3 protein-coding genes are annotated in these 26,832 nt (G+C 48.9%); all 3 read right to left on the reverse strand.

Annotated features, from left to right (window positions below; genetic code table 11):
• Positions 1–33: 33 nt before the first annotated feature.
• On the reverse strand, positions 34–5,223 hold the full coding sequence (locus tag WC848_00910) for a DUF2341 domain-containing protein (protein ID MFA5961225.1): 5,190 nt from the start codon (positions 5,221–5,223) through the stop codon (positions 34–36).
• 76 nt (positions 5,224–5,299) lie between these two features.
• On the reverse strand, positions 5,300–5,644 hold the full coding sequence (locus WC848_00915; GenBank protein MFA5961226.1) for a four helix bundle protein: 345 nt from the start codon (positions 5,642–5,644) through the stop codon (positions 5,300–5,302).
• Between the two features lie 176 nt (positions 5,645–5,820).
• Complete coding sequence (locus WC848_00920) at positions 5,821–26,817, reverse strand: hypothetical protein (GenBank protein ID MFA5961227.1); 20,997 nt, start codon at positions 26,815–26,817, stop codon at positions 5,821–5,823.
• Between the last annotated feature and the right edge of the window lie 15 nt (positions 26,818–26,832).

Here is a 26,832-nt window from a genome sequence, read left to right on the forward strand (position 1 = left end):
TGTCAACCGCGTCCGAAAAATCATTGTTTCAGACTACTGGAAATTGAGCGCGCTGGAATTATTATACAATTGCTTCACTTGTTCGGCGGTGAGGGCGTAGTTGAAAATTTTGATGTCGTCGATTTGGCCGTTCATTGCATTACCAAATTTTAAATGATCAGGAGAATTTCCGACAGAAGAAGGCCCCATGTCTAATTCACTTGTTAGTGCCTTATCGACACCGTCAATGTAAACATGATTTATAGTTGGACTGCCAGCTTTCCATGTCCAAGTAAAATGAACCCATTTCTCCTTTTCCCATGTATAATCCGTAACCCAGTAATAAGAGGCAACCGCACTGCTTGTTTGTCGAACTGCAACATACGGATGGTTTCCCGTAAAGGATGTGATTATATAACTAGGATTTGTCTCCCACTTTTCCAGGGGCGTTATTGCTAATGTTGCTCCCGAGCTCAAAAAATACCAAAAAGAAATCGTCAATGAGGTTGCTCCATCTAATAACGAAACATCGCCAATATCTGCATAATCATCCCCCCCATCAAAATTCAAACTTGCGGCGTATTTTCCGGTTCTTCCATTATACCATGGCGTGTTGGCGTTGGCACTGCAGGTGCCGGTCGTTGTTTGACCGGAGGCGCCAAGGTTGATTGTGCCGTTGTTGCCGTTGCCGGAATTATCGTGCACGGTTCCACCTTGGCATTCGTCAAATTTCCATTCGGCAATCGGTTTGCCTTGATTATATTCCCAAGCGATTTGCGCCGGTGTGCGGGCGTAGTTGTAGATGCGGACTTGGTCAATAGAACCGTTTAAAAATGAACCAGAATTAGTGTTGTGGCCAATTTGTATGGGTAAATTGTTTAGCGATGCATTGCAACCACCGGCTCCATCTCCTTTATCTAATAATCCGTTCAAATAAAATTTCGTACTACTCGGAGTCTCCACTATCGAAAAATGTGTCCACTGATTATTAGGAATTGTATTATTTCCCAAAACCCAGCCGGTGACATCGGAATAAAATATCAAGCGACCGTCATCATGATTCGTCGCCAGATACCATCGTTGGCCACTGCCTGATTGTTGATTGATAAAATAGTTATTTTGTGACCTTATTGCCGCTTTAATCCAACCGCTGACTGTAAAACTAGAACTGCCTATGCTGAAATTTCCTGTGTCTGTAGCATCATCCACCCCATCAAACGAACAAGCGCTACCGACTTTTCCTGGGACGGTGCAATCCATTCCGGTGTTGTTGGCGCCGTCGTTGGTGGTGCCGTTGTTTCCGTTGCCGGAGGTGTCATAGATCGTTTGGGCATCGCCCGCCACTTTTTTATCCATCAGCCATTCCCCCACCGGTGCCGCACAAGGCTCAGTCGAACCCGGCACGCAATAGACGCCAGAAGTTGAATTGGTCGGTGAGCCAGTCGTTGCAACTGTCCCCGCCGAACCCCACTGCGCCGAAGCACCGGAGTTGTAGTCAGTTTTAATTTCGTCTTCGGTGAGAGCGTAGGGGTAGATTTTGACGTCGTCGAAAAGCGCGTTAGTATAATATGAATTTGCATTACTATTGGCTATGCGCAAGCTTCTTCCAGCATTATTCACACTCACTGTCCCAATGCTAGTCGTTTTTTTGTTTTTCCCATCTACATATAGTTTCAGATTTGTGCCTTCCCGTAAGCCAACCACATGATACCAATTATTTAGAGAATGAGTGTCTGGATCGACAACTGTATAGCTTGTTGATCCACTTTCAATTGCGAAAAAAAATTTATCAGTCTCCCCGTCTGAACAAAGATTTATTACCCATTCATTATTTCCCGGTGAAGATCCGGTATCCCATTTATTAACTCCCCAAACATTATTCCAATTAGAACAAGCTGATTTTTTATTAACCCAAAAAGAGACCGAAAAATCATTGGCGCCAAAATCTAAAAGAGCATTGTCCGGCACTTCCGCATAATCATCATCCCCATCAAACTCCACGGCTTTGCCATTTTTTCCATTTTTCTCCCACATTAAAGCTACGCTATTATTAGCGCCGCCTCCAGCGATTAGGTTGGCATTTAATACTGCTCCGCCATAACCAAAATTATGCGCCACTGAGCCGTAGCCTTCGTTGAAATTGTAATGGGCGATTGGCTGACCATTGCCTCCTCCGCCTGCTGGCTCCGGCGTGCCAAGCATATCCTCCAAAATCTGCTGTTGCGTGCGAGCGTAGTTGTAGATGCGGACGTCATCGATTTGGCCACCGCAATAACCACCCCAATCATCCCGTCCAATTCTTAATTCTTGGCCACTATCGGAAACATATGCACCGACACCATTTTGTTGGGATTGATAACCAGTCACTTTTGTGCCATCAAGATAAATCGATACACCCGAAACATCATCTCCTCCTAAAAAAGACACCGCCACAAAATGAGATTTTCCATCTCCAGGAATTACCGAGTTAGTTACGATCCTTAAATCCGTATCACGGTTAATCCCGAATTGAATACGGCCTGCTTCATCTGCTGTAAGGTACCACGAAACATTATTCGAAGCTCCTTTGGTTAAAAAAGGAACGTAATCGGTGCTATTCTTTACCCAGGCACTAGCGGAAAAAGTTTTTTGTGACAAATCAATCATCGCCACTGGGTTGGGAACAGAAACATAATCATCCACCCCATCAAAGTTACAGGATGAGCCAAACTTCCCCGGCGTGGTGCAATCCATTCCGGTGGTGTTAGCGCCGTAGTGGGTGGTGCCGTTGTTGCCATAGGTGGAATCATCGGCGAGGGTTTTTGCGTCGCCTTGAACTTTTTCATCCATCTTGAGGTGCAAGACCGGACCGGGTGCCCACTCGTAGAGTTTTTTAATTTCATCAGGCGAAAGCGCGCGGTTGTAGATGCGGGTTTCGTCGATTTGGCCATTGAAATCATATGGCGCATTATCACTTATTCCACCTATTTGAAATCGTGAGTCGCCCTCCCAATTCAGCGCTCCAACACTATTACTATTATCATACTGCCCATTAATATAAAGTTTCTGACTAGTAGAATCTGACACTAAAACTACATGGGTCCATTTTCCTACAATGTTACCCGATGTAATTGAATTCAGATTATGATTTGAACCATCATAAATATTTGATACTACTACTCCGGACGATGTAATACCTACCCACGCATCTGATGAAGCCACATTCACTGCTCTATTATTAGAAACGCCGCTGGGTGCTACGGACGGCTTTATCCAGGTAGATATTGTTATATTAGGGAAAAGCGCCGGGCTCATTGGATTTTTTATTACATAATCATCCACCCCATCAAAACTCCCCCCATTCCCAAACTTTCCCCCGGCGGTTGTGGCGCCTCCGGCAGATGTTCCGTTATTATTGTTACCGCTAGCATCAATCACTTCCCCACTCGTGCCGTTCCAAAGACTCTCGTCCATTTTCCAATAACCGACCAGGCCGTCGGTGAGCCATTTGCTTGACTCTGAACCGAAAGCAGCCGACGCGCCTTGGGGGGCGCTTTGGCTTGCCAAGCCTGCATTATAATCCTGCAAAATCTGCGCTTGCGTGCGGGCGTAGGGGTAGATTTTTGGTTCGTCAATGGAGCCGGAAAAGAAATCATAATATCCGCCCTGATCATCCGCGCCGACAACAACCTTATTAGAATTAGAAATAATGGCACCACTAGGATTTCCGGTATTAACATCCTGTTTTCCATTAATATACATCTTGCACATTGATCCATCGTAAGTCGCCATTATATGATACCAAGTATTTACCGATAATGCAGTAGCGGAAGTTATATAAACTGTCCAGCCACCCTCTGATGTTTTTAAAAGAAATAAAACATTTCCATCGGAATTTATGTCTATTTTATATTCTTGCTCTTTGCCAGCAATTACATAAATATTTCCTAGCGAAGGAGTTGCATTTATTTTTACCCAAGCTCCAATAGTAAGGGTAGAAAGTCCACTTAAGCCAGTTGCATTACCCATATCCACATAATCACTCGTCCCATCAAATCCCAAACACTTCCCACTCACACACTCACTCTCCGGCTTCCACGTTGCACCGGTGATGGTGCCGTCGTTACTGCTTGAACTTTCATCGTGGGCAGTCGTTCCTTGGCCTTCGTCGAATGACCAATAGCCAACCGGTCCGCCGGGACTTTGTTCCACTTTTCCACTGACCGACAAAAACGCCGAAGGGTTGTTTTGATTGGCATATTCGGTGGCGATCCATTCGGGGGTGCGGACGGAATTGGAAATTTTTACTTCTTCAATATTTCCTGGAAATTGACTTGTATAACCCTGCCTCGCTCCAATAACAAACCCGTTGCCAGCGTGCCAAGGATCATCAATATCAGTCGGCCCCGCAACAAGACCGCCATTGATATATAACTTTGCCATATTATCAACGTCTATTGTCGCACAAACATATTGCCACTGATCAAGTATGATGCTGCCAAATGCACTATTTAGACCGCCTCGATTATTATAAATGCTTAAATAATAAGCCCCACTATCATTACCCATATTAAACTCGAAATCAGCATCACCAATAAATTGAGACATCCAATTATCATCCGTTTGTGGCTTTATCCAGGCACAACCCGTAATCGGATAATCATCCAAGTCAACAGTCGTATCAACATAATCATCCGTCCCATCAAAATCCAACCCCTTCCCCACTTTCGCGTCAACCAAATCCCCACTCGTCATTGTTCCGCCCGAAGTTCCATTATTAGCATTGCTCGTCGAATCAGTCATCTGCGGAGCAGTGCCCGAAGGATCCTGATTCATATGTTGCACCATCTTGAAATTTCCATCCCACACATTTGTTTTGTCTTGCTGGCTCGTCGCCGTAGCATTGCCGTAATAAAGATAAATTTCCGTGTCTTTGGCTTTGGTTAAATTTGGCAATTTTACCCAAGCAACCAGAGCGCCCGTGCCGGAAGTATAAGATTCAATTTCGTGCGACAGTTTTTTGCCGGTGGAATCCGTGAACACCAAATCATCGCCGTCGGTTTGTGCGCCGGTGATGAGGTTGGTGTCGGTGATGGAAACGAGGACAGGAAAGTTTTGCAGTTCGCCCGCCACCTGAGATTTGTTGATGGTGATTTTTTTTCTGTAGCCCCAGGTGTCGTTCCACCAGGAGGCTTCGGTGTTTCGGCCGGAGAAGAAAAAATAGATGGGTAAAATTATGAGGACAATTAAAACAAGCGACAACAAAGCACGCTTTTTGCGAGGAGAGAAAAGACGGCGGGTGTAATTTTTAATTTTGAATTTTGAATTTTGAAACAAGTCTTTAATCTTTTAATTTTGAAACAATTTTACCGAATATCAAGGTTAGCTCTTGGCATTCTTTCCAAACATTTTTGAGTTCTTCTTTTTTACTTGGTTCGCATTCTGCTAGCATGCGCAACCAGTGTTTTGTTTCTTGCGTTTCTTTTTTGGAGATAAAAATTTTATTTCTAAAATCTTTTTTCGAACTAGCCGCGTTGGCTTCCATATAGTTAGCACCAATACTAGTTGCGGAACGAACTATTTGATTGATAATTGGCTTATTAATGGAATCTTGTTTTATATTTTTGCATAACTTGATGACTTCTAGGCCAAATTTTGCCGTACGCTCTTCTAAATCATATACCATAAATTTAAATCTTAATTTTGAATTTTTAAGCTCGAATTTTGAAATAATTTTTTAATTTTCAAATGTTTCAAAATTAATTCATTCGAGTTTGTTTCAAAATTAAGAATTCGAAATTCAAAATTAACTTAGTTTATTCGAGTTTGTTTCAAAATTCAAAATTCGAAATTCAAAATTAACTACTTCTCCTCCACAATCCACCAGTTGACTTTCACGCTGCCGATGATCGGGTCGGAACATTTGATTTTGAATCCGGTGTACTCGCCGGTGACAACGTCGGTTTGTTTTTCCACCCAGACGCGTCCGCCGGCGTCGCCTTCGGGGGTGATAAAAATCTTGGTCGTCGCGCTAACGGCGGTCGTATCAATCTTTACGGTCTTGCCATCTGACGCGGATATGATTTCCTCCTCGGTGACCGGCACATCGCAAATTCCGTTTTTCATAATCTTTCCGGCTTCACAAATCACCACATCACCTAAGGTTTTCTTGGCCGCATCCACGATTTTCACGCTGAACGCTCCCGCCACGACGCTTTCCGCTTCCAGTTGGCCATTGAGAAGGATCGAATTGGCCGTGATACTGCCAGCCGTAATTTTTCCGTTCACAAAACTTAGATTAATTTCCCCTGTTTCCTTGTTAATATCCAGCGCATCGGCAAAATCCATTACGCCTTGCGCTTGCACTTTCAGATCATCCATCTGCGTCTGGAGAGCCAGAAGGTCGCCAGATTGTTGGCTCAACTGCGCCTGCAAGTCTGCGATTTGCTGCGTCTGAGTTTCCAGATTCTGTGTGTCGGCAGTGATGCTGGAAAGTGTCTCCCCGATCAGTTGTAGTTTATTATCCACACTCAAAGATTGATCAGCCAGTTGACCGGTCAATTGGGCGACGATCTGGTTTTGATTTTGGGTGATGCTGGCAATCTGGGTTTCTTGCTGTTTAACTTGGCTGGAAAGGGCAATTGGATTATTTATTCCACCGATCTGACCGAGCAGATATTTGGTCACTTCATTGATGGAAGAAACGGAAGCCGACAGATCGCGCTCTCCATTGGAAGCTAAAATGAAATCGCTCAGCTTGGAGTGATCAAGCTGATTGGTCGAATCATTTTCGTCATACTCCCCATCCGGCAAACGTTGCATCGACAGCACTGCTTCGTAAGCCTGGTCGAGCGTTTTTGGATAAGCGGTGCGGTCAGTGATGGTGAGGGCGGACAGATTGGCGGTGGTATAGATGTCACCGACGACATAGAGCTTGGAAGTTGGATCAGTTGTGCCGATGCCGACGTTGCCGGTTACTGTATCAATCCGCATTTTCTCTACTGAAGAAATATCATTAATAGTGACCAAACCTGCTTTCAAACTCATTATATAGTCAGACGTATTGCTAAAAGTCAATGAGCCAACATCTTCGGCGCCGGGATATCCAAAATAGATTCCGGAACTGTAATATTGCTGAGAAGTCAGCATCAACTCAGCATATCCATTGTAATTTGCAACTTGTACCTTTGCCATTGGATTCGTCGTCCCAATTCCCACATTTCCACTTGCATTAACATTAAAGCGTGAGCCGTTGATTTGGATGTCATCGTTGATGATTACTTCGCCCAAGTTGGCTGCAGACAGCGTCAGGTCAAGATTTTGCCAAGACGAATCAGTGGCGATATTGCCCGGGCCTTGGAACAGCAGATTGCCAGTATCTTCATTGGTGAGTAATAGATCATTGGCAAAGGAAACGTTGCCAGCCGAAGCAAACGACACGGGATTGGAGAAGGTTGTTTGTGCGCCACTGACCGTCATCACGTCTGTGCCGGCATAATCCAGTGTGAGTAGATTGCCCAGGCCATCACTGCGAATATATAGTCCGCCGGCGGATGCGGTGGTGGCGGAGTTATAGAAAGAACTGAGATAGCTATCGACTGATCCGGCTAGTTGCAGTTTGTAGCTTGGCGCGGTGGTGCCGATGCCGACGTTGCCAGCTATTAATGTTCCTATCGAATTCCCCTGAGTTCCATTTCCAATTGCCAGTACACCGCTAGATAATCGAGAAAGTCCAATATCTAATGTTCCCGCGTAACCGCCTTGCGACCAAGCAATTGAACTTGTGCTTGAAAGCTGTATTCCATTAGAATCAAGGTTCGCAGCAGAACCGCCATTTACGCTAGCGGCGTATAAATTTCCACTGGCGTTAAAATAGGTAACGACAGATCCGGTATTATTTTTAATCTCCAATAAATTCGTACTGCTCTGTCCAATCCCGGCTTGTACGATAAAAGTAGTAGCACCGGTTTGATTCTCAATTCTAGAATTACCATTCACATCCAAAGCATACCCCGGATTCGTCGTTCCAATCCCCACATTCCCACTTCCCGTAATCAAAGCGAAATTATTATCCGCGCCTGACGCACTGAAATATCCGCCAATCGCAGTCGATGTTCCGCCGGTGTCGCCGGTGACGTTGGAATAGATGCCGTAGGAATTAATTGTTCCGCCGGTGGCTCCGGTTCTGGAAAGGGCTTGATAGAGTCCGTAAGTTGTGTCGACTCCGGTGGTGACAATGCCGGTGTTACTCAATGTTTGATAGATGCCATAGTTTGTTCCCGGGGCGGTGGTGCCGATGTTTAGGTTGTTTTGCAAAGTGTCATCGACAACCACAAATCCGTCGTTGGCGGCTGAGAGCGTCAAGTTGAGATTTTGCCAGCTGGATTCCGTGACAACATAACCCGGACCTTTGAAGCGGATATTGCCGGCGGTTGCATTGGTAAGAAGTAAGTCATTTGATAGCGACACATTGCCGGCCGAAGCAAACGAGACGGGATTGGAGAAAGTTGTTTGTGCGCCAGTGACCGTCATCACGTCCGATCCGGCATAGTTTAAAGTCAAAAGACTGCCGAGGCCATCGCCACGGACATAGAGACCACCAGCCGAGTTTCCGGTGTTGGAATTGTAGAGATAACTCAAGTAGTTGTCGGTTGAACCGGTGACGTGAAGTTTGTAGGTTGGTGCGGTAGTGCCGATTCCGATGTTGCCGGAAGCATCAATGCGCATTCTTTCTGATCCGGATGTGTCTAAATTAATAAATCCATCATTGTGCGTAGTGTTATCTCCAGAACTTATGAACCACGAATAAGCACCATTAGGTGTCTGACCCCCAGAGCCGATACCACCTAACGCAGGATCAGAAATATAAAAGCCAGTATTGTCAATGGAATAAGTTGAACCAAGTCTAATGCTTGTTGCGAGTATTGAACCATTCACATCTAGCTTCGCTCCCGGATCCGTCGTCCCGATGCCGACGTTGCCATTTGCCAAAATTCTCATTCTTTCAAGATATTGCGTCACGAATGACATTACCCCTACAGATGTTATGTTCAGCGAGTCATCTATGCCACTATTATTTTGATAAAGTATACTGCCCCGAGTTGGAGAAGTTGGCGAGCCGAAATATGAACCTGATACATATCCACCATCACCAGCAATAAATTGCATCAGGGCTGAATTTGGATTATTTATTACGAATTGATACCCTGGCGCAGTCGTCCCAATTCCCACATTGCCATTTCCCGTAATCAAGGCGAAATTGTTGTCGGCGCCTGACGCGCTGAAGTATCCACCGATCGCTGTCGATGTTCCGCCGGTGTCGCCGGTCACATTGGAATAGACACCGTAGGAATTGATTGTTCCACCAGTCGCTCCGGTTCTGGACAGGGCTTGATAGAGGCCATAAGTCGTGTCAACTCCGGTGGTCACAATGCCGGTGTTGTTCAATGTTTGATAGATGCCATAGTTCGTGCCCGGGGCGGTAGAGCCGATGTTCAAATTGTTTTGCAATGTGTCGGCCACCACCACAAAGCCGTCATTGGCGGCGGACAATGTTAGGTCAAGATTTTGCCAGCCGGATTCGGTGACCACATAGCCAGCGCCTTGGAAGCGGATATTTCCGGCGGTCGAGTTGGTCAAAACCAAATCATTCGAGAAAGCCACATTGCCGGCTGAAGCAAACGACACAGGATTGGAGAAAGTGGTTTGCGCGCCACTCACCGTCATCACGTCCGTGCCGGCATAGTTCAAAGTCAAAAGATTTCCCAGGCCATCGCCACGGACATAAAGGCCCCCAGCGGAATTTCCGGTGTTGGAATTATATAGATATGATAGATAGTTATCAGTTGAACCGGTGACGTGGAGTTTGTAGCCGGGAGCGGTGGTGCCGATGCCGACGTTGCCAGCTGCATTGATTAACATTGAATAATTACTACTATCACCATTTGTTGCAAAAGCAACATTGCCTCCTACGCCAGAATAAAGCTCGATTGAATTGTCTATGGCGTGGTCAAAGATAAGCCCCCCATCGCTTACTGAATTGTTAAATAATCCCGCTGCCCCACCTGCCATAAATAAGTTTCCGCTTCTAATATAACCATTAGTATAAACTCCCACGTCGCTATCTGATGCTGTTACAATATCTAATTTTCGTGTTGGATTCGTCGTTCCGATGCCGACGTTGCCGGAAGAGTTTATAACCATCTGAAGGGAAGCCATGTTAGTAGTTGAAAAGCCTAAAGAATTTCCACTTGTTAGAATAGGGCTATTGCCTCCGAGCATTGTTCCCCATGTTAAACTACCATATCCATTGATACCAAAAGCATTGCCAGCTGATACATTTCCACTGGCCGATATATTTCCGGTTACACTTAATTTTTCAGTCGGATTCGTTGTCCCAATTCCCACATTTCCATTTCCTGTAATCAAAGCGAAATTATTGTCGGCTCCTGATGCGCTGAAGTATCCGCCAATCGCGGTGGAGGTTCCGGTGCCGGCGTTGTCGGCGGTAACATTAGAATAAATTCCATAAGAATTGATCGTTCCGCCGGTGGCTCCGGTGCGAGACAGGGCTTGATAGAGTCCGTAAGTTGTGTCAACTCCGGTGGTTACAATTCCAGTGTTGTTCAGAGTTTGATAGATGCCATAATTTGTTCCCGGTGCGGTGGAGCCGATGTTGAGGTTGTTTTGCAATGTGTCGGAAACGATGACGTAGCCATTGTTGGCGGCGCTAAGGTTGAGATTGAGATCTTCCCAGCCGGATTCGGTGGCGATATAGCCCTGACTGCTAAAGCGGATATTGCCCGCCATTGGATTGGCCATCACCAAATCATTGGCCAGCGTCACATTGCCAGCCGAAGCAAACGACACGGGATTAGAGAAAGTCGTTTGCGCTCCGCTGACTGTGAACACGTCTGTGCCGGCATAATTCAAAGTGAACAGATTGCCCAAGCCATCGCCACGAACATAGAGGCCACCAGCGGAGTTTCCGGTGTTGGAATTGTAGAGATAACTCAAATAGTTGTCGGTTGAGCCGGTGACGTGGAGTTTGTAACCGGGTGCGGTGGTGCCGATGCCAATGTTGCCAGCATTGCTAACGAAGAGTCCATTTCCTGTTCCTCCATAAATATAAGCATTGCCTCCCGCGGCAGTTTCTCCCTGCAATCCAATTCCATTAGTTGCTTTAAGATATCCCTGAACTCCTCCGCTTTGTTTGAAAACAAGCACGTTAGGATCCGTTCCTTTGCCATCAAAACTCCCAGTGCCATATACATCCAATTTGTACCCCGGATTCGTCGTCCCGATGCCGACGTTACCACCAAGTCCTAAAACTGTGGCCGAATTAGCATATCGCCCAAATATTTCCAGCGCATTTGATGTTATTGAAAAAGGATGAGTGGCATCGTAATTCACCGCAAACGTTGCATAATAACCTGCGCTAGAAGAACTAACTACTCCCATAGCTGGATTAGCTACTCCGCCTATTTCGAGTTGTCTGGTCGGATTCGTCGTCCCGATGCCAACGTTGCCGGTGGAAGATATGAACATTCTATCACTTCCGGCGGTCATAAAACTTATGAATTGCGATCCACTATCACTTCCCTGGATACCAGTTCCAGTTGCTCCAAAATACAAATAGTTGCTATAGCCGAGGAATAAATTTGACCTTATACGAGATTGTCCATCCACATCCAATATATACTGCGGACTTGTCATTCCAATTCCCACATTCGTCCCATCGTTATATAGATTGCTCGTCGCGGTCCAGGTTCCGGCGTTGCTGTAGAGTGTTTGGCCGGTGATGCCGGTCGGCAGTGAACCTCCGCCAGTGAGATTGATGCCGTTCCAGAGCAAATTGCCCCCGACGTTATAGAGCCGGTCGGTGGTTGGAGTTGGCGCCGTCGTCTGCGCCAAGTGCAGTCGGCCATTGACATCTAAAATTTCCACCGGAGCGGTGGTGCCGATGCCGATGTTTCCGGAAGAATTAATAACTAAATCTGAAGTAGGAGTTTGCCCAGAAGCATTTACATTTGTTAATCGACCAAATGATAAAATACCTGCAGATACATTATTCATTAATACGCGACCCATTATTCCTCTTGTAATGAATGTATCCCCATTCGCACCCTGCTCACCATTGAAAACTAAATACGGATAGCCACTGCTATAAGTAGAGCCAATAGCACTTCCATATCCTGCTGCATTAGGATGTCCAAATTCCAATCCATTTCCCGTGCCCCGCGCAGAAATTAATGTGATAGATTGGGAGTTCCCTCCAATATCCAATCTTACTCCCGGACTCGTCGTGCCAATTCCAACATTTCCCGCCGCAGTGACTACAAAAGCGTTTGCGCCAGAGTTATTCACTTGCAAAAGTTGTGACGGCGCGGTTGTCCCGATGCCGACGAAACCGTTGGCGTCGATAATCATTGCGGTGGTGCCGGAACCCATTGTGACTTTGGAGTTGGCGGCGCTGAGGCGCAATAGTTCTTGACTATTGCCCAGGCCATTAGCACCGATGAACACAAAATCTCCGCCGGTGATGTTGGAGAAAACGGTCGAGTTGGCGCCGAGCGCTCCGACAGTCGGCGTGCCAACAATGAGGCCACTGACCGCCGTGTTGGCAGTGACCGGCGTCGCGCGGTGGGTAATGATCGAATCATTGGAATCACCCAGGGTAAAATATTGATCATCTTTCATCGAGAACGCTCCGGTCACCGTGAGGCCGGCAAAACTTGGTGAGCTGGTCGTCAAAAGATGCTGATTGAGATTCGCGTCTCCCGTGAGGTTTAGGGTGTAAGTGCTAAGTCCCAGTGTTCCGCTTCCACTGGAAATCGTGTTGCCATTCACTTTCACCGCCGTCACCTCGCCCAAGGCATTGACTTGGAATTGAGAAGTGGCGCCGACGGAAAGCAGAGCCAATGGATTCGTCGTTCCGATTCCCACATTCCCGCCATTAGCAATCCACATCCGATCTGCATTGGCGGTTCTGAAATATAGACTGCTACCAGCGCCGGTTCCGCTCCAATTAATACTCTCCGTGCCATTAGAATTAACGATGTCTAGGTTTGATGAACGCATGTATAGTCCTGCACCAGATGCAAAGACTCGCAAATTTCCTACTATATCCAAAGCCACTCCCGGAGCAGTCGTCCCAATTCCCACATTCCCCGCCGAAGTCACATTCAAACCGTTTGTTCCGCCGGCGATGAGGGAAAGGATGTCTGCATCAGCTGTTCCAACTCCGGTATTTTGATCAGCAAAGAAAGTAAAACCAGGGATTGTTCCCGAAGGAGTTGCGTGTAGGATCGCTGCACCATTGGTAACATTAGAATGGATAAAGCTGGAACTTATGCTCCACGCGCCACCTCCATTTAAATTTATCATCAAACTATCATCTGCATCTTCATAAATCCCACTATCCCCGTCGCCAAAAGCCAAGCCAGTCGCCAAACTGCCGACTCCGCCGTTGAGGTGGAGGATGGCTAGCGGATTGGTGGTGCCGATGCCGACTTGGCCCGCCGAAGTAACAACGAAGGAGGCCGTTGCCGAACTATTAACTTGAAAAAGTTGCACTGGCGAGACAGTACCAATTCCCACATTGCCACCATTAAAATAACTATTTCCCGAACCGGTCACAGCAAGAAGGCCTCCCATTGATAAATTTCCAGCAGTATCCATTACGATAAGAGGAGCTGAGCCAGTGGCGGTGGTTGGGTTTCCGGTAGCACTGTATTTCGGATTCCATCCTCCCGCCAAGAGCGGAGGTGTAGCGCCAGTCGTGTTGGAATACCATATATTAGTAGAATTATCCGGTCCGATACCATCAATACTCATGTCACCGGCATAACTGCCAATATACCAGGTATTGTCCCCGCTTGACCACCAGATATACCAGGTGACCCCGAATTGGTAATAATTTTTCCCATTATGTTGCCCCATATATACATATGTCCCATTGGGGCTACCCATTGTGCCTCCGCCATTACCGCTCACCACTATTGGGACAACAACAGTTTGTCCAATTGTTGCCGACTGAGAGACTAAAGCTCCCATGGAAGACACTGTAAATTGATTGTCTGCTACTGCCAGTAACTGCGTTGGATTCGTCGTCCCAATCCCGACATTCGTACCATCGTCATACAGCACCCCTGTCGAAAGATTATTGGCTCCTGTCCAGCGGGCGACATAGTTTTGGGTACCGGTGCCCAGGGCGAATGTTCCAGTGGCATCGGGCAATGTATAGGTCTGCACGGCGGTAAGATTAGCAATCGTCAATTGTCCTCGGCCATCGGCGTCATAGAAATAGAGTTGGGTGCCGGCGGTGCCGGTTGCAGTGAAGGCGTCGCCGGAAGTGACGTTGCCAATGCCGGTGATGTCACCGATTCCGCCTGTTCCTGCCGCAGACCAACTCATGGCACCGTCTATGGCCGAAGTGAGAACATAACCTGATCCGCCGGGATAGCTACCAGGCAGAGTATAGGTGATGTCCGCTGTTTGATCGGCGCCTTGAAGAATTGTGTAGTATTGAGGAGTTGATCCACCTTCCAAGATTCCCATTGTTCCGGCGATGGAGAGTTTTTGGAGAGGGTTCGTGGTGCCGATGCCTAAATTACCATCTGTAGTAAGTCTCATTTTCTCCAAAGTTGTGCCTCCCACGGCAAAATATAAATTTTCACCGGCATTTGAAGCAATTTGGCCAGAATTATTGCCGATAACAAGACCATTCAAGTAAATCGCATCTCCCCCGATGTTTCCATTTACATGTAATTTATAGAGGGGATTCGTCGTTCCGATGCCAACGTTGCCGGAAGAATTGATTCGCATCGCCTCTGCTCCGACCGTAGAAAATCCTAATGCATTGTTAGAGCCAGTAAGAAACAAGCCTGTTGATTGTCCATTGGAAAAAGTATAGCTTGGCGATGCAGGGCCACCATTAGCATTCATAATGTAGGAATTTACCGTAAGATTTGAATTTATAAAAGTAGCGCCACCTACATGCAATTTATACGTTGGATCAGTCGTCCCAATACCAATGTTGCCATTGCTTAAAATAACCATGCTTCTTGTCGGGATATAATCAACACCACTGGTTAGACCAGAGTTGTTCCAAAATTCAGTTCCTCCATTTTGATTAAAGTTAATTCCAGATGCCGCTGAATAATTTGGTGTAAAGTTTAGATTTGAATGATAGTAGGCATTGTTTCCAATAAAACTTCCAACGCTATCATACACAGAGCCAATCCATAATTGCTGCAATGAGTTTGTGTTCCAAAGACGCAGTTGTTTGTAGTCCGTGTTTTGGAGGTCTAATCTTGTTGCTGGACTCGTCGTCCCAATTCCCACATTCGTCCCATTGTCATACAGCACCCCAGTGGAAAGATTATTCGCTCCTGTCCAGCGGGCGACATAATTTTGCGTGCCGGTGCCGAGGGCCACTGTGCCGTCGGCGTTTGGCAAGGTGTAGGTTCTGGCTTGAGTAAGATCAGCAATTGTCAGTTGACCTCTACCATCGGCGTCGTAGAAATAGAGTTGGGTGCCAGCTGTGCCGGAAGCGGTGAAGGCGTCGCCTCCTGTTACATTGCCAATGGCGGTGATATCGCCTGCTCCGCTGATGCCGTTTACGGTTTTCCATTCCAAAACGCCACTTCCATTGGAAACCAAAACTTGATCAGGATCACCGTCATTGACCGGAAAAGTGTAGATCGTATTTTGCGTCATTGAGGCGCTGGGTTGCAAGGTCAAAGTATAGTCCGTCGCACCGACTTCGCTGTAGAGCGCGAGGCTTCCTGTGATTCCAGCGTTGCCGATTTGCATGCGCGCTGTGCTCGTGTCGATGCCAAAAATTGAATTAGCCAAAGTTGTTCCGCCGATAGCAAAGTCGCTGGCGGTGTCCGTGAGATAGGAAAGGCTCGGCGTACCAACCACGCGCGTCCAATCGCTTGATCCGGCAGTGGCTTCCGCCCAGCGCGGATTGACGCCGACACCTCTGGTTTGGAGATAATAACCGTCTGTTCCGGCGGGCAAATTGACCCAGCTCGTTCCGTTGTAATAAAGCACATCGCCTTGCGCGGGAGTGCTTGGCGCGACGAGATAGCTATTAGTATCAAAGCCCATCACTCCGCCACTGGTCATGCTCAAAAGATAGGTGGCAATGGGTTCGTCGGAAGGCAGATAGAAATGGGCGGAAGAAGTCATCGCACTGTTGGGGGAAAGGGTGGCGGAATAATCCAAGGCGCCTTGTTCGCTATAGAAACTTAAAGCTCCACTGGTGCCAGCCATTCCCAATGTCGGCGTGTGGGTAATTGACCAAGTGCCGGCGGTGAGCATCGGCATACCGCTGGAAGATGCCGTGTCGATGCCAGTGCCTCCGCGCGATGTGGCCAGTTGCGGTTCAGCGGTGAGGGCGTTGGCTCCGCTCCAATAAGCAACCGATCCGGCAGTGCCTGATCCGGAAATAGCTCCCGCCGCGCCCCAAGTAGTAATGCAGCTGGTGCCATTGCCGAGGCACAGTCCCGCAAATTCGCCATAACCGGCGGTCACGACTTTGTCATAAGTAGAAATTCCACCAGTGATGCGTAAATTTCCGACTGTGCCGGCATCGGAAAAAGAAGCCAAAAGATTGGTACCATCGGTCAATTCAAGATTACCGGAAGTACCGTTATAGCTGGTCGAAAAATTACCATCTGCGCCATAACGCAAAGCTGTGTTGTCCGCGAGCGTCCAAACTCCGCTGATGTTTTCGCTGTCTGCATCGAAGATATAGGCTTCGATTTTGTTTTCCAAATTCGCTTCCGTCGCTACGCCCGTGCCTCCAGTTGCGACGCCAAGAGTGGCATTGATTGACCAAGTTCCACTAGAAAGCGTCGGCACGCCGGTCGCACTGCCGGTGTTGAGGCCCGTTCCGCCATTGCCCGCACCCAAAAGTCCCGTCACATCCGTGGCCAGATCAATCGCATTTCTGGTGAGCACTTGATTACCATCAAGGGTGATGTAGTCCAGTGTTCCCGCGAGTGTAAGCGCGGTGTGGATGTCGGTGGTGTAGGCCACTGTTCCGCCTTCGTTTTTGAACACGATGTCACGATCAGCGGTCGGATTGGTGATGATGAAGCGCGTTTCAAAATTATCATCCGCTCCCGAACCTTCAAAGGTGATTGTTTGCGTATCGGAGTAGTTGGCATCGGCCAGGTTGAAATAGAAAGCGGAAGAATTGACCGCGCTTCCGCCAATCATTAGGCTGTCTGCGGTATCGGTAAGAAAAGTAAAGGCGCCTCCGTCTGACCATTTCGACCCCCCACTTCCTCCATCATTCACAATCCAAGTAAACCCACCACCAGAATTATAGCTCAAAACATAACCGGCTGTTGGGCCGTTGGTGGCGCTCAAATCCGCTTCGGCAATCGTGCTGTCGCTGATTTCTGAGGAACCGATGGCATCTGATTGAATCGTGGCGACACCTAAGTTACTGATGAGCATATCTCCGCTCATAGAACGGAAAGTTGGCACACCAGTCGCTCCGGCAATGAGCAGTTGGGCGTCGGTGCCGGCCGTCGTCATTCCGACTGCACTGGCTCCCAGACCATAAAGGACACCGTTCGTGGTGAGCGTGGAGCGACCGGTTCCGCCATCAGCCACGGAAATGTCGGTGCCACCGGCGCGGTAGATGTAGCTCGAACCGATGGTTACGGCGGTTGGGATGTCAGTGGCAATCGAAGGCACGCCCGATCCGTTAGTCACGAGTAGTCCATTATTGCCGGAAGTCACGCCAGAAAGGGCGTTAGTGCCAGACCAATAGGCCAGTTGATTAGCCACGCCGGTGCCCAGAGCGACTGAGCCTGTGGCATTGGGGAAAGTGTAAGTTTGATTGGCGCTGAGATCTGCCACGTCTAATGTTCCATAAAAAGTATCACCGGTGGATTCCATAATTTGCAGTTCACTGCCGGCATTAGCGAGCACAATGTCAAAGGCGCCGGCTTGCGTCCAATTGGAAGTCAAACTGCCTAAAGCCAAGGTGAGTGTCGCACCTTCGCTGCCGCCGTTGGCGCCGGTGATTCCATTGCCGTTAGTGAGCGTTGCCACGTAGTTGCCGGTGGTATCGGTGGTCAGTGCGACAGAATTAGATTGAATTGTGGCGGTGCCAGTGTCAGTCAGATTTATGTCTCCACTAACTGATTGGAAAGTCGGTGTTCCGGTTGCTCCGGCAATGAGGATTTGTCCGCTCGTACCGGCGCTGGTCATTCCCACGGCACTCGAACCGAGGCCATAAATAACGCCGTTATTGGTGAGAGTCGAGCGACCGGTTCCGCCGTTACTCACCGGTAGTGTGCCTGTGACATCAGTTGTGAGATCAATCGCTCCGCGCGTAAGCACTTGATTACTGTCCAGCGTGAGATAGTCCAGTGTTCCGGCCAGGGTGACGGAATTGTGGAGATCAGTTGTGAGAGCGATGGTGCCGGAGGCGTTGGGGAAATTAATCGCTCGATCAGCGGTTGGATCAAGCACACCGACGGTTGTTTCATAAGCGTCCGGAGTGGCTCCTTCGAAAGTGAACGTAGAAGCGCTAATATCAAAGAAAAATCCAGTATCTGCCGTGCTTCCGCCGATAAGCAGGTTATTTGTCGTCGCAGTAAGATAGGTAAAACCACTGCCGGAATCAGTCCATTTCGACCCCCCACTTCCTCCATCATTCACAATCCAAGTAAACCCACCACCAGAATTATAGCTCAAAACATAACCGGCTGTTGGGCCGTTGGTGGCGCTCAAATCCGCTTCGGCAATCGTGCTGTCGCTGATTTCTGAGGAACCGATGGCATCTGATTGAATCGTGGCGACACCTAAGTTACTGATGAGCATATCTCCGCTCATAGAACGGAAAGTTGGCACACCAGTCGCTCCGGCAATGAGCAGTTGGGCGTCGGTGCCGGCCGTCGTCATTCCGACTGCACTGGCTCCCAGACCATAAAGGACACCGTTCGTGGTGAGCGTGGAGCGACCGGTTCCGCCATCAGCCACGGAAATGTCGGTGCCACCGGCGCGGTAGATGTAGCTCGAACCGATGGTTACGGCGGTTGGGATGTCAGTGGCAATCGAAGGCACGCCCGATCCGTTAGTCACGAGTAGTCCATTATTGCCGGAAGTCACGCCAGAAAGGGCGTTAGTGCCAGACCAATAGGCCAGTTGATTAGCCACGCCGGTGCCCAGAGCGACTGAGCCTGTGGCATTGGGGAAAGTGTAAGTTTGATTGGCGCTGAGATCTGCCACGTCTAATGTTCCATAAAAAGTATCACCGGTGGATTCCATAATTTGCAGTTCACTGCCGGCATTAGCGAGCACAATGTCAAAGGCGCCGGCTTGCGTCCAATTGGAAGTCAAACTGCCTAAAGCCAAGGTGAGTGTCGCACCTTCGCTGCCGCCGTTGGCGCCGGTGATTCCATTGCCGTTAGTGAGCGTTGCCACGTAGTTGCCGGTGGTATCGGTGGTCAGTGCGACAGAATTAGATTGAATTGTGGCGGTGCCAGTGTCAGTCAGATTTATGTCTCCACTAACTGATTGGAAAGTCGGTGTTCCGGTTGCTCCGGCAATGAGGATTTGTCCGCTCGTACCGGCGCTGGTCATTCCCACGGCACTCGAACCGAGGCCATAAATAACGCCGTTATTGGTGAGAGTCGAGCGACCGGTTCCGCCGTTACTCACCGGTAGTGTGCCTGTGACATCAGTTGTGAGATCAATCGCTCCGCGCGTAAGCACTTGATTACTGTCCAGCGTGAGATAGTCCAGTGTTCCGGCCAGGGTGACGGAATTGTGGAGATCAGTTGTGAGAGCGATGGTGCCGGAGGCGTTGGGGAAAGTGTAAGTTTGATTGGCGCTCAAGTCGCCCACGTCCACTGTGCCATAATAGGTGTTGCCAGATGATTCCATAATTTGCAATTCACTGCCCGCGTTGCCCAAGATTATATCAAAAGCACCCGACTGATTCCAATTAGCGGTGAGATTACTCAAAGCCAAAGTTAAGGTTGCGCCTTCACTGCCAGCGGAACCGCCGGTCAGGCCATTACCACTGGCGACTGTGGCCACATAGTTTCCAGTTGTCTGCGTCGTGAGTGCGATGCGATCCGCTCCGACTGAGGCCACACCCGCCGCGCTGATCGTCACATCCCCACTCATCGTCACAAAAGTCGGCACACCAGTCGCGTTAGCCACTAAAAATTGCGTTTCTGTTCCAGCCGTCGTCGCTTGAAGCGCGCCTGTTCCATTGCCATAGAGCACGCCGTTGGTTGCATAAGTTCCCGCTCCGGTGCCTCCGCGCGTCACACTCAAATACTGTTCCGCCGCCAGAGAACTGGCTCCCGTCCAATAGGTCGCGTAGCCATTGGTGCCAGTGCCAGTCACTCCGCCCACGCCGGAAACCGAACTCCAAGAGAGCGCACCGTTGCCGTCCGTGATTAAAACTTGCTGATTGATTCCGTCATCGGCCGGCATAGTCAGTGTCACATCTTGCGTCATCGCCGGATTTGGCGCAATAGCCAGCGTGTGATCAGTCGCGCCTTGCTCACTATATATAGTGAGCGATCCGCTTGTGGCATCTGCTCCTAATTGAATTGTCGCATCCAGATCCAGTGTTGTTCCGGTCAAGTTCAGATTGCCCGAATTGGCGGTGATCCAAGCGATAGAACTATTGGAATCATCCCAGAACATTAGACGGTCGGCGTTGGGGTCGGTGAGATTCGCTCCAGTTCCTCCGCGCGACATTGCGAGTTGATTTTCATAAGCCAGTGTGTTGTCATCAAGCCAATAAGCGGCCGAATTGGCAAAACCGGTGCCATCAAGCGCGCCCACACCGGAAACTGAACTCCAAGTCAGGGCGCCGGCACCATTCGTAATCAGCACTTGACTAGCATCACCATCATTAGCTGGAAGGGTGAAGGTAACGTTTTGCGTCATTGCTCCGTTTGGTTGTAATTTGACAGAATAATCTGTTGTTCCTTGTTCACTATATAGGGTAAGGTCACCACTCGTACCATTGGAACCAAGCGTGACAGAAGAAGCCAGGTCAAACACTGTGCCGGTGATGTTAAGGTTAGCAGCGCCGGAAAGCCAAGCGATAGAACTATTGGAATCATCCCAGAACATTAGACGGTCGGCGTTGGGGTCGGTGAGCGAGGCTCCCGTTCCACCGTCAGCCAGTGACACATCCGTTCCGCCAGCGCGATAGATATAGCCCGAACCGATCGTGACGGCGGTGGGCAAATCCGTACTAATTGAAGGCGCGCCACCGGCACCAGTGACCAAAATTCCGTCGTTCGCGGTGGCAATGCTCGAGAGCGTGTTCGCCGAAGTTGTATAAAGAATAGTGTTTACTCCGCCAAAAGTTCCCACACCAGTGCCTCCGCGCACCACACTCACATATTGTTCCGCCAAAAGCGTGTTAGCATCTGACCAATAAGCCGGATAACCGGCAGTTCCGATGCCTAATGCAACAGTTCCGGAAACATTAGGAAAGGTGTATGTCTGATCAGCGCTCAAATTTGCTACATCAAAAATTCCGTAATATAGCCCGCCGATTGATTCCATAATTTTCAATTCAGACGAGGCATTGGCTAAAACTAAATCATAGGCGCCACCTTGGCTCCAATCAGCCGTTAGATTGCTCAGCGCCAACGTCAGAGTTGCCCCCTCACTCCCGCCATTAGCACCAGCTATTCCATTGCCATTGCTCAAGGAAAGGACATAATTGCCTGTCGTGTCACTGCCCAGCGCCACAGCGTCCGGTTGGATTGTCGCCACACCCAAATCTGTCAGATTAATGTCCCCGCTCACCGAACGGAAAACTGGTGTGCCGGTTGCTCCAGCGATAATAAGCTGTCCACTGGTTCCCGCTGTGCTCGCACTGATTCCACTGGTGCCATTGCCATAGAGTACGCCATTGGTAGCAAAAGTGATCTGTCCTGTTCCGCCGTTGCCCACTGGCAGTGTGCCGGTCACGTCGGTGGCAAGATCAATGGCACTTCTAGTAATGACTTGATTGCCATCAATTGTGAGATAGTCTAATGTTCCGCCCAAGGTCGCAGAGTTGTGTAAATCAGAGGTAAGGGCAACTGTGCCGGAAGCGTTGGGGAAATTAATCGCTCGATCAGCCGTTGGATCAAGCACACCTAGCGTTGTTTCATAAGCATCCGGAGTGGCTCCTTCCAAAGTTAAGGTAGAGGCGCTGATATCAAAGAAGAATCCTGTATCCGTTGCGCTTCCGCCGATAACCAGGTCATTTGTCGTTGTGGTGAGATAGGTAAACGTTCCCGTGTCTGTCCATTTGGAAGAACCCGAGCCACCCGTTTCTGGCGACCAATGCATCTGACCGCCGACATATTTCAAAATCAAGCCTTCTCCGGCGGCATTGTCAAAATTAATGTCCCCTTCGGCGATACTGCTGTCGATAATTTCCGCGCTACCCACCGCACTATTAGCAATTGTCGCCGTTCCATTGGCGATAATGGTTACATCTCCGCCTAGCGTCACAAAAGCTGGAATACTGCTGGCATTAGCAATGAGGATTTGTCCCGATGATCCGGCCGCGGTGATTTGCATTGCTCCGACTCCATTGCCATAAACAATTCCATTGGGCGTGAAAGTAGTCGCGCCGGTTCCGCCGTTGGCCACTGGGAGCGTACCAGTCACATGGCTAGCCAGATCAATTTGAGCAAAGGTAATCGCTTGACCGATGATTGACGCATAGGTTTGGCCGGCGAGCGTGACTGGGGCGTGGATGTCGCTAGTCAAAGCTAGTGTGCCAGAGGTATCGGGGAAAGTATAGGTGCGGTTAGCACTCAAGTCGCCCACATCTACTGTGCCATAGAACGCTCCGCCATTGGATTCCATGATTTGCAATTCACTGCCGGCATTAGCGAGTACGATGTCAAATGCGCCGGTTTGGTTCCAATTGGAGGTTAAATTACCTAGCGCCAACGTCAGAGTTGCCCCCTCACTCCCGCCATTAGCACCAGCTATTCCATTGCCATTGCTCAAGGAAAGGACATAATTGCCTGTCGTGTCACTGCCCAGCGCCACAGCGTCCGGTTGGATTGTCGCCACACCCAAATCTGTCAGATTAATGTCCCCGCTCACCGAACGGAAAACTGGTGTGCCGGTTGCTCCAGCGATAATAAGCTGTCCACTGGTTCCCGCTGTGCTCGCACTGATTCCACTGGTGCCATTGCCATAGAGTACGCCATTGGTAGCAAAAGTGATCTGTCCTGTTCCGCCGTTGCCCACTGGCAGTGTGCCGGTCACGTCGGTGGCAAGATCAATGGCACTTCTAGTAATGACTTGATTGCCATCAATTGTGAGATAGTCTAATGTTCCGCCCAAGGTCGCAGAGTTGTGTAAATCAGAGGTAAGGGCAACTGTGCCGGAAGCGTTGGGGAAATTAATCGCTCGATCAGCCGTTGGATCAAGCACACCTAGCGTTGTTTCATAAGCATCCGGAGTGGCTCCTTCCAAAGTTAAGGTAGAGGCGCTGATATCAAAGAAGAATCCTGTATCCGTTGCGCTTCCGCCGATAACCAGGTCATTTGTCGTTGTGGTGAGATAGGTAAACGTTCCCGTGTCTGTCCATTTGGAAGAACCCGAGCCACCCGTTTCTGGCGACCAATGCATCTGACCGCCGACATATTTCAAAATCAAGCCTTCTCCGGCGGCATTGTCAAAATTAATGTCCCCTTCGGCGATACTGCTGTCGATAATTTCCGCGCTACCCACCGCACTATTAGCAATTGTCGCCGTTCCATTGGCGATAATGGTTACATCTCCGCCTAGCGTCACAAAAGCTGGAATACTGCTGGCATTAGCAATGAGGATTTGTCCCGATGATCCGGCCGCGGTGATTTGCATTGCTCCGACTCCATTGCCATAAACAATTCCATTGGGCGTGAAAGTAGTCGCGCCGGTTCCGCCGTTGGCCACTGGGAGCGTACCAGTCACATGGCTAGCCAGATCAATTTGAGCAAAGGTAATCGCTTGACCGATGATTGACGCATAGGTTTGGCCGGCGAGCGTGACTGGGGCGTGGATGTCGCTAGTCAAAGCTAGTGTGCCAGAGGTATCGGGGAAAGTATAGGTGCGGTTAGCACTCAAGTCGCCCACATCTACTGTGCCATAGAACGCTCCGCCATTGGATTCCATGATTTGCAATTCACTGCCGGCATTAGCGAGTACGATGTCAAATGCGCCGGTTTGGTTCCAATTGGAAGTCAGGCTATCCAGCGCAAACGACGCCGTCCAACCTTCTCCGGCCACGCCGGAAATGGCAATTCCATTGCCACTTGTTGCACCGAGCAGATAATTTCCCACCGTGTCAGTTCCTAGTGCGACTGAATTGGGCTGAATCGTTGACGCGCCCGAAGCCGCAATAAAAACATCGCCGGTCATTGGCACAAATACTGGCACCCCGCTGGAATTGGCCACGACAAACTGCGCTTCCGTTCCTGCTGCTGTAATGTTAATTCCACTCGTGCCATTACCGTAGAGAATGCCGTTGGTGGCAAAAGTCGCTCTGCCTGTTCCACCGTTGCTGATTGGCAACGTACCCGTCACATCAGTTGTCAAATCAATCTGCCCGCGCACTATGTCTTGCCCGGCAAGCGTGATGTAGTCATAAAGACCGCTCACACTCAAATTCGTCTGAGTAATAATTGTTTGCCCGGTGCCATTGCCAATCACCAATTGATCATTGTCCACGTCCCATTCAATCCGGCCTTCAGCGGTTGGTGTCGGCGTGGCTGATTGAACCAGTGTAAGATTTGATCCGGAAATCGTTCCGCCGGAAATCGTCAGCGCATCAGAAACATAGGCATCCGTAACAGGAGTCGCATTCCAGATACCGGCCGTCACTGTTCCCAGCGAACTGATAGTTGATGTATTGCGCCATTGTAAAGCAGATCCGGTATTGCTCAAAAATTGACCCGCTGATCCAACAGCCATTCTTTGCCATTTGATGATTCCCCCGCCTTGATTAGTTCCCACAATCATATCGCCCTCCAAAGGCGAAGCAGCCACGACATCCGGATGAGAAAGCGAAAGTAAATTATGCGCTCCGACAAAGGGGGAATTTTGCCAGCCAGGCGCTCCGCCCAAAACACCAAAAATTTGTCCGTTCGATCCAATCGGCAAACGTGTCAGCGCTCCGCCGGAAGAATAATATAGCAGATCGCCTGGAACATAACTAGACAGTCCTGTTCCGCCATTGCCAGTTGGCAATGTGCCCGTCACATCCGTGCCTAAATCAATCGCGTTTAGTGTAAGCACTTGATTGGCATCGATTGAGAGATAATCCAAAGAACCAGCCAACGTGACTGCGCTGTGACCAAGTGCCGACAAATTACCCCATGCCGGTGTACCATCGGCAGAAATTGATAATACTTGGCCGATTGTTCCCGCGGATATCTTAGAGAAAGTTGAGCCGGAAGAATAATACAGCATATCGCCGGAAGTAAAAGCAGAAAGTCCCGTGCCTCCACTGGCAATTGGCAAAATGCCTTGCGTTTCGCTTGCCAGATCAACTTTTCCGACCGTGAATTTTTGGCCAGAAAGCGTGAGAAACTTGGAGCCGGAAATGGTAAATTTCAAACGTTTGTCGTTGCCCAAAAGTAGCTGATTACTCCCCGTTCCGGTTGGCAAATTGGAAATGGCAATTTTGCCTTGCGCGTCCAGAGCAACAATGTCCCCGGCCGAGACGCCAACTTTTTTGCCATTGAGGAGCAGTGAATTTCCGGCATTGAGCGCATAAAGCGGAGTGGCCAGTCTTTTTCTCGGTGCCATCTCGCTATCCTCTCCCACGCGGATGCCCAAAAAGAACTGACCAGCTTGGATGGTTGTGAAAATTGGCAAGTCAGTGACTTGTCCCAGGTTAACGCGGAAAATACCATCCTTAACCGTGACAGTTTGCGTTTCTTCCCAAACGCGATTGGCGCTGTCTGTGTCGGAAGGATAAGCGTCAATTTGGGTGCGATCTGTGTCATAGATGGCAAAACGCACAGCATAGCTTCCGTCCTCTACTTGCCCGTTGGCGCCGGAAAGCGCTCCGGTCAATTGAATAATTCTCGGTTTTGTGACAATGGTTGTCGCGTCACTCGCATTTTGCGTCGTCGTATTGTCCGACGCAACAATCGCTTCCGCCAAAACCATTTCTTGTCCTCCTTCGCTAAAGCTACGGCGTGACGAGCCCGAATTGGATTTGGCAATAGTTTTTTCATCTCCCATCGGCGCATACGCCAAATCTTGTCCCCCTGCCAAATTTCCTTCGCTACGCTGAAGCTCTTTGACACGCCGTAGTTCATCAACGGAGGAGGTTAGCGAAAGCGAGGCCAACTGATATTTTTCCGGCAAAGCGTAGGCCACTGTCGCGAAAAGCAAAATAATTCCAACCACCAAAGCCGGATATTTAGCATTGACAAGAATTAAATTTTTCTTGGCTCGGAGTGCCAGAGAATTTTCTTGCCTTTTTTCTTTCGAAGCCAATTCAAAATTATGCGCGGATTTTTCTTTTTTGACAGAAAGATTTTTTTTGCCTTTGAAAAAAATTGAAATTATTTTTTCTGATGATTTTAGTAATTTTAGATTCGCAAAAATTTGGCGGATAATTTTTAGCAAAAACCAAGCCAGAAAAATACCGGAAATCAGAACCGCAAATGAGACTGCAAGTTGTTCAATCAGCACCAAATCTAGTTTTTCGCCGGAAAAAATCGCACCGGCAAAAATGGCTTGTTTGCGGGAATTTTTACCCGTGCAGACGAGGCAGTGCCTCGTCTCTGCCGCTTTTTTGCCACCACAAATAGCCCTTTCCCAAACTTGGGTTAAGAGATTTTTCATCGATTCTCTCGATGT

The organism is Parcubacteria group bacterium, from assembly GCA_041659505.1.
Classification (GTDB): Bacteria; Patescibacteriota; Minisyncoccia; order Moranbacterales; family UBA2206; genus UBA9630.

Bases quoted from the DNA above. Each gene is read 5' to 3' on its own strand.
- WC848_00915 (MFA5961226.1), bottom strand. From the start codon at position 5,644: ATGGTATATGATTTAGAAGAGCGTACGGCAAAATTTGGCCTAGAAGTC.
- WC848_00920 (MFA5961227.1), bottom strand. From the start codon at position 26,817: ATGAAAAATCTCTTAACCCAAGTTTGGGAAAGGGCTATTTGTGGTGGC.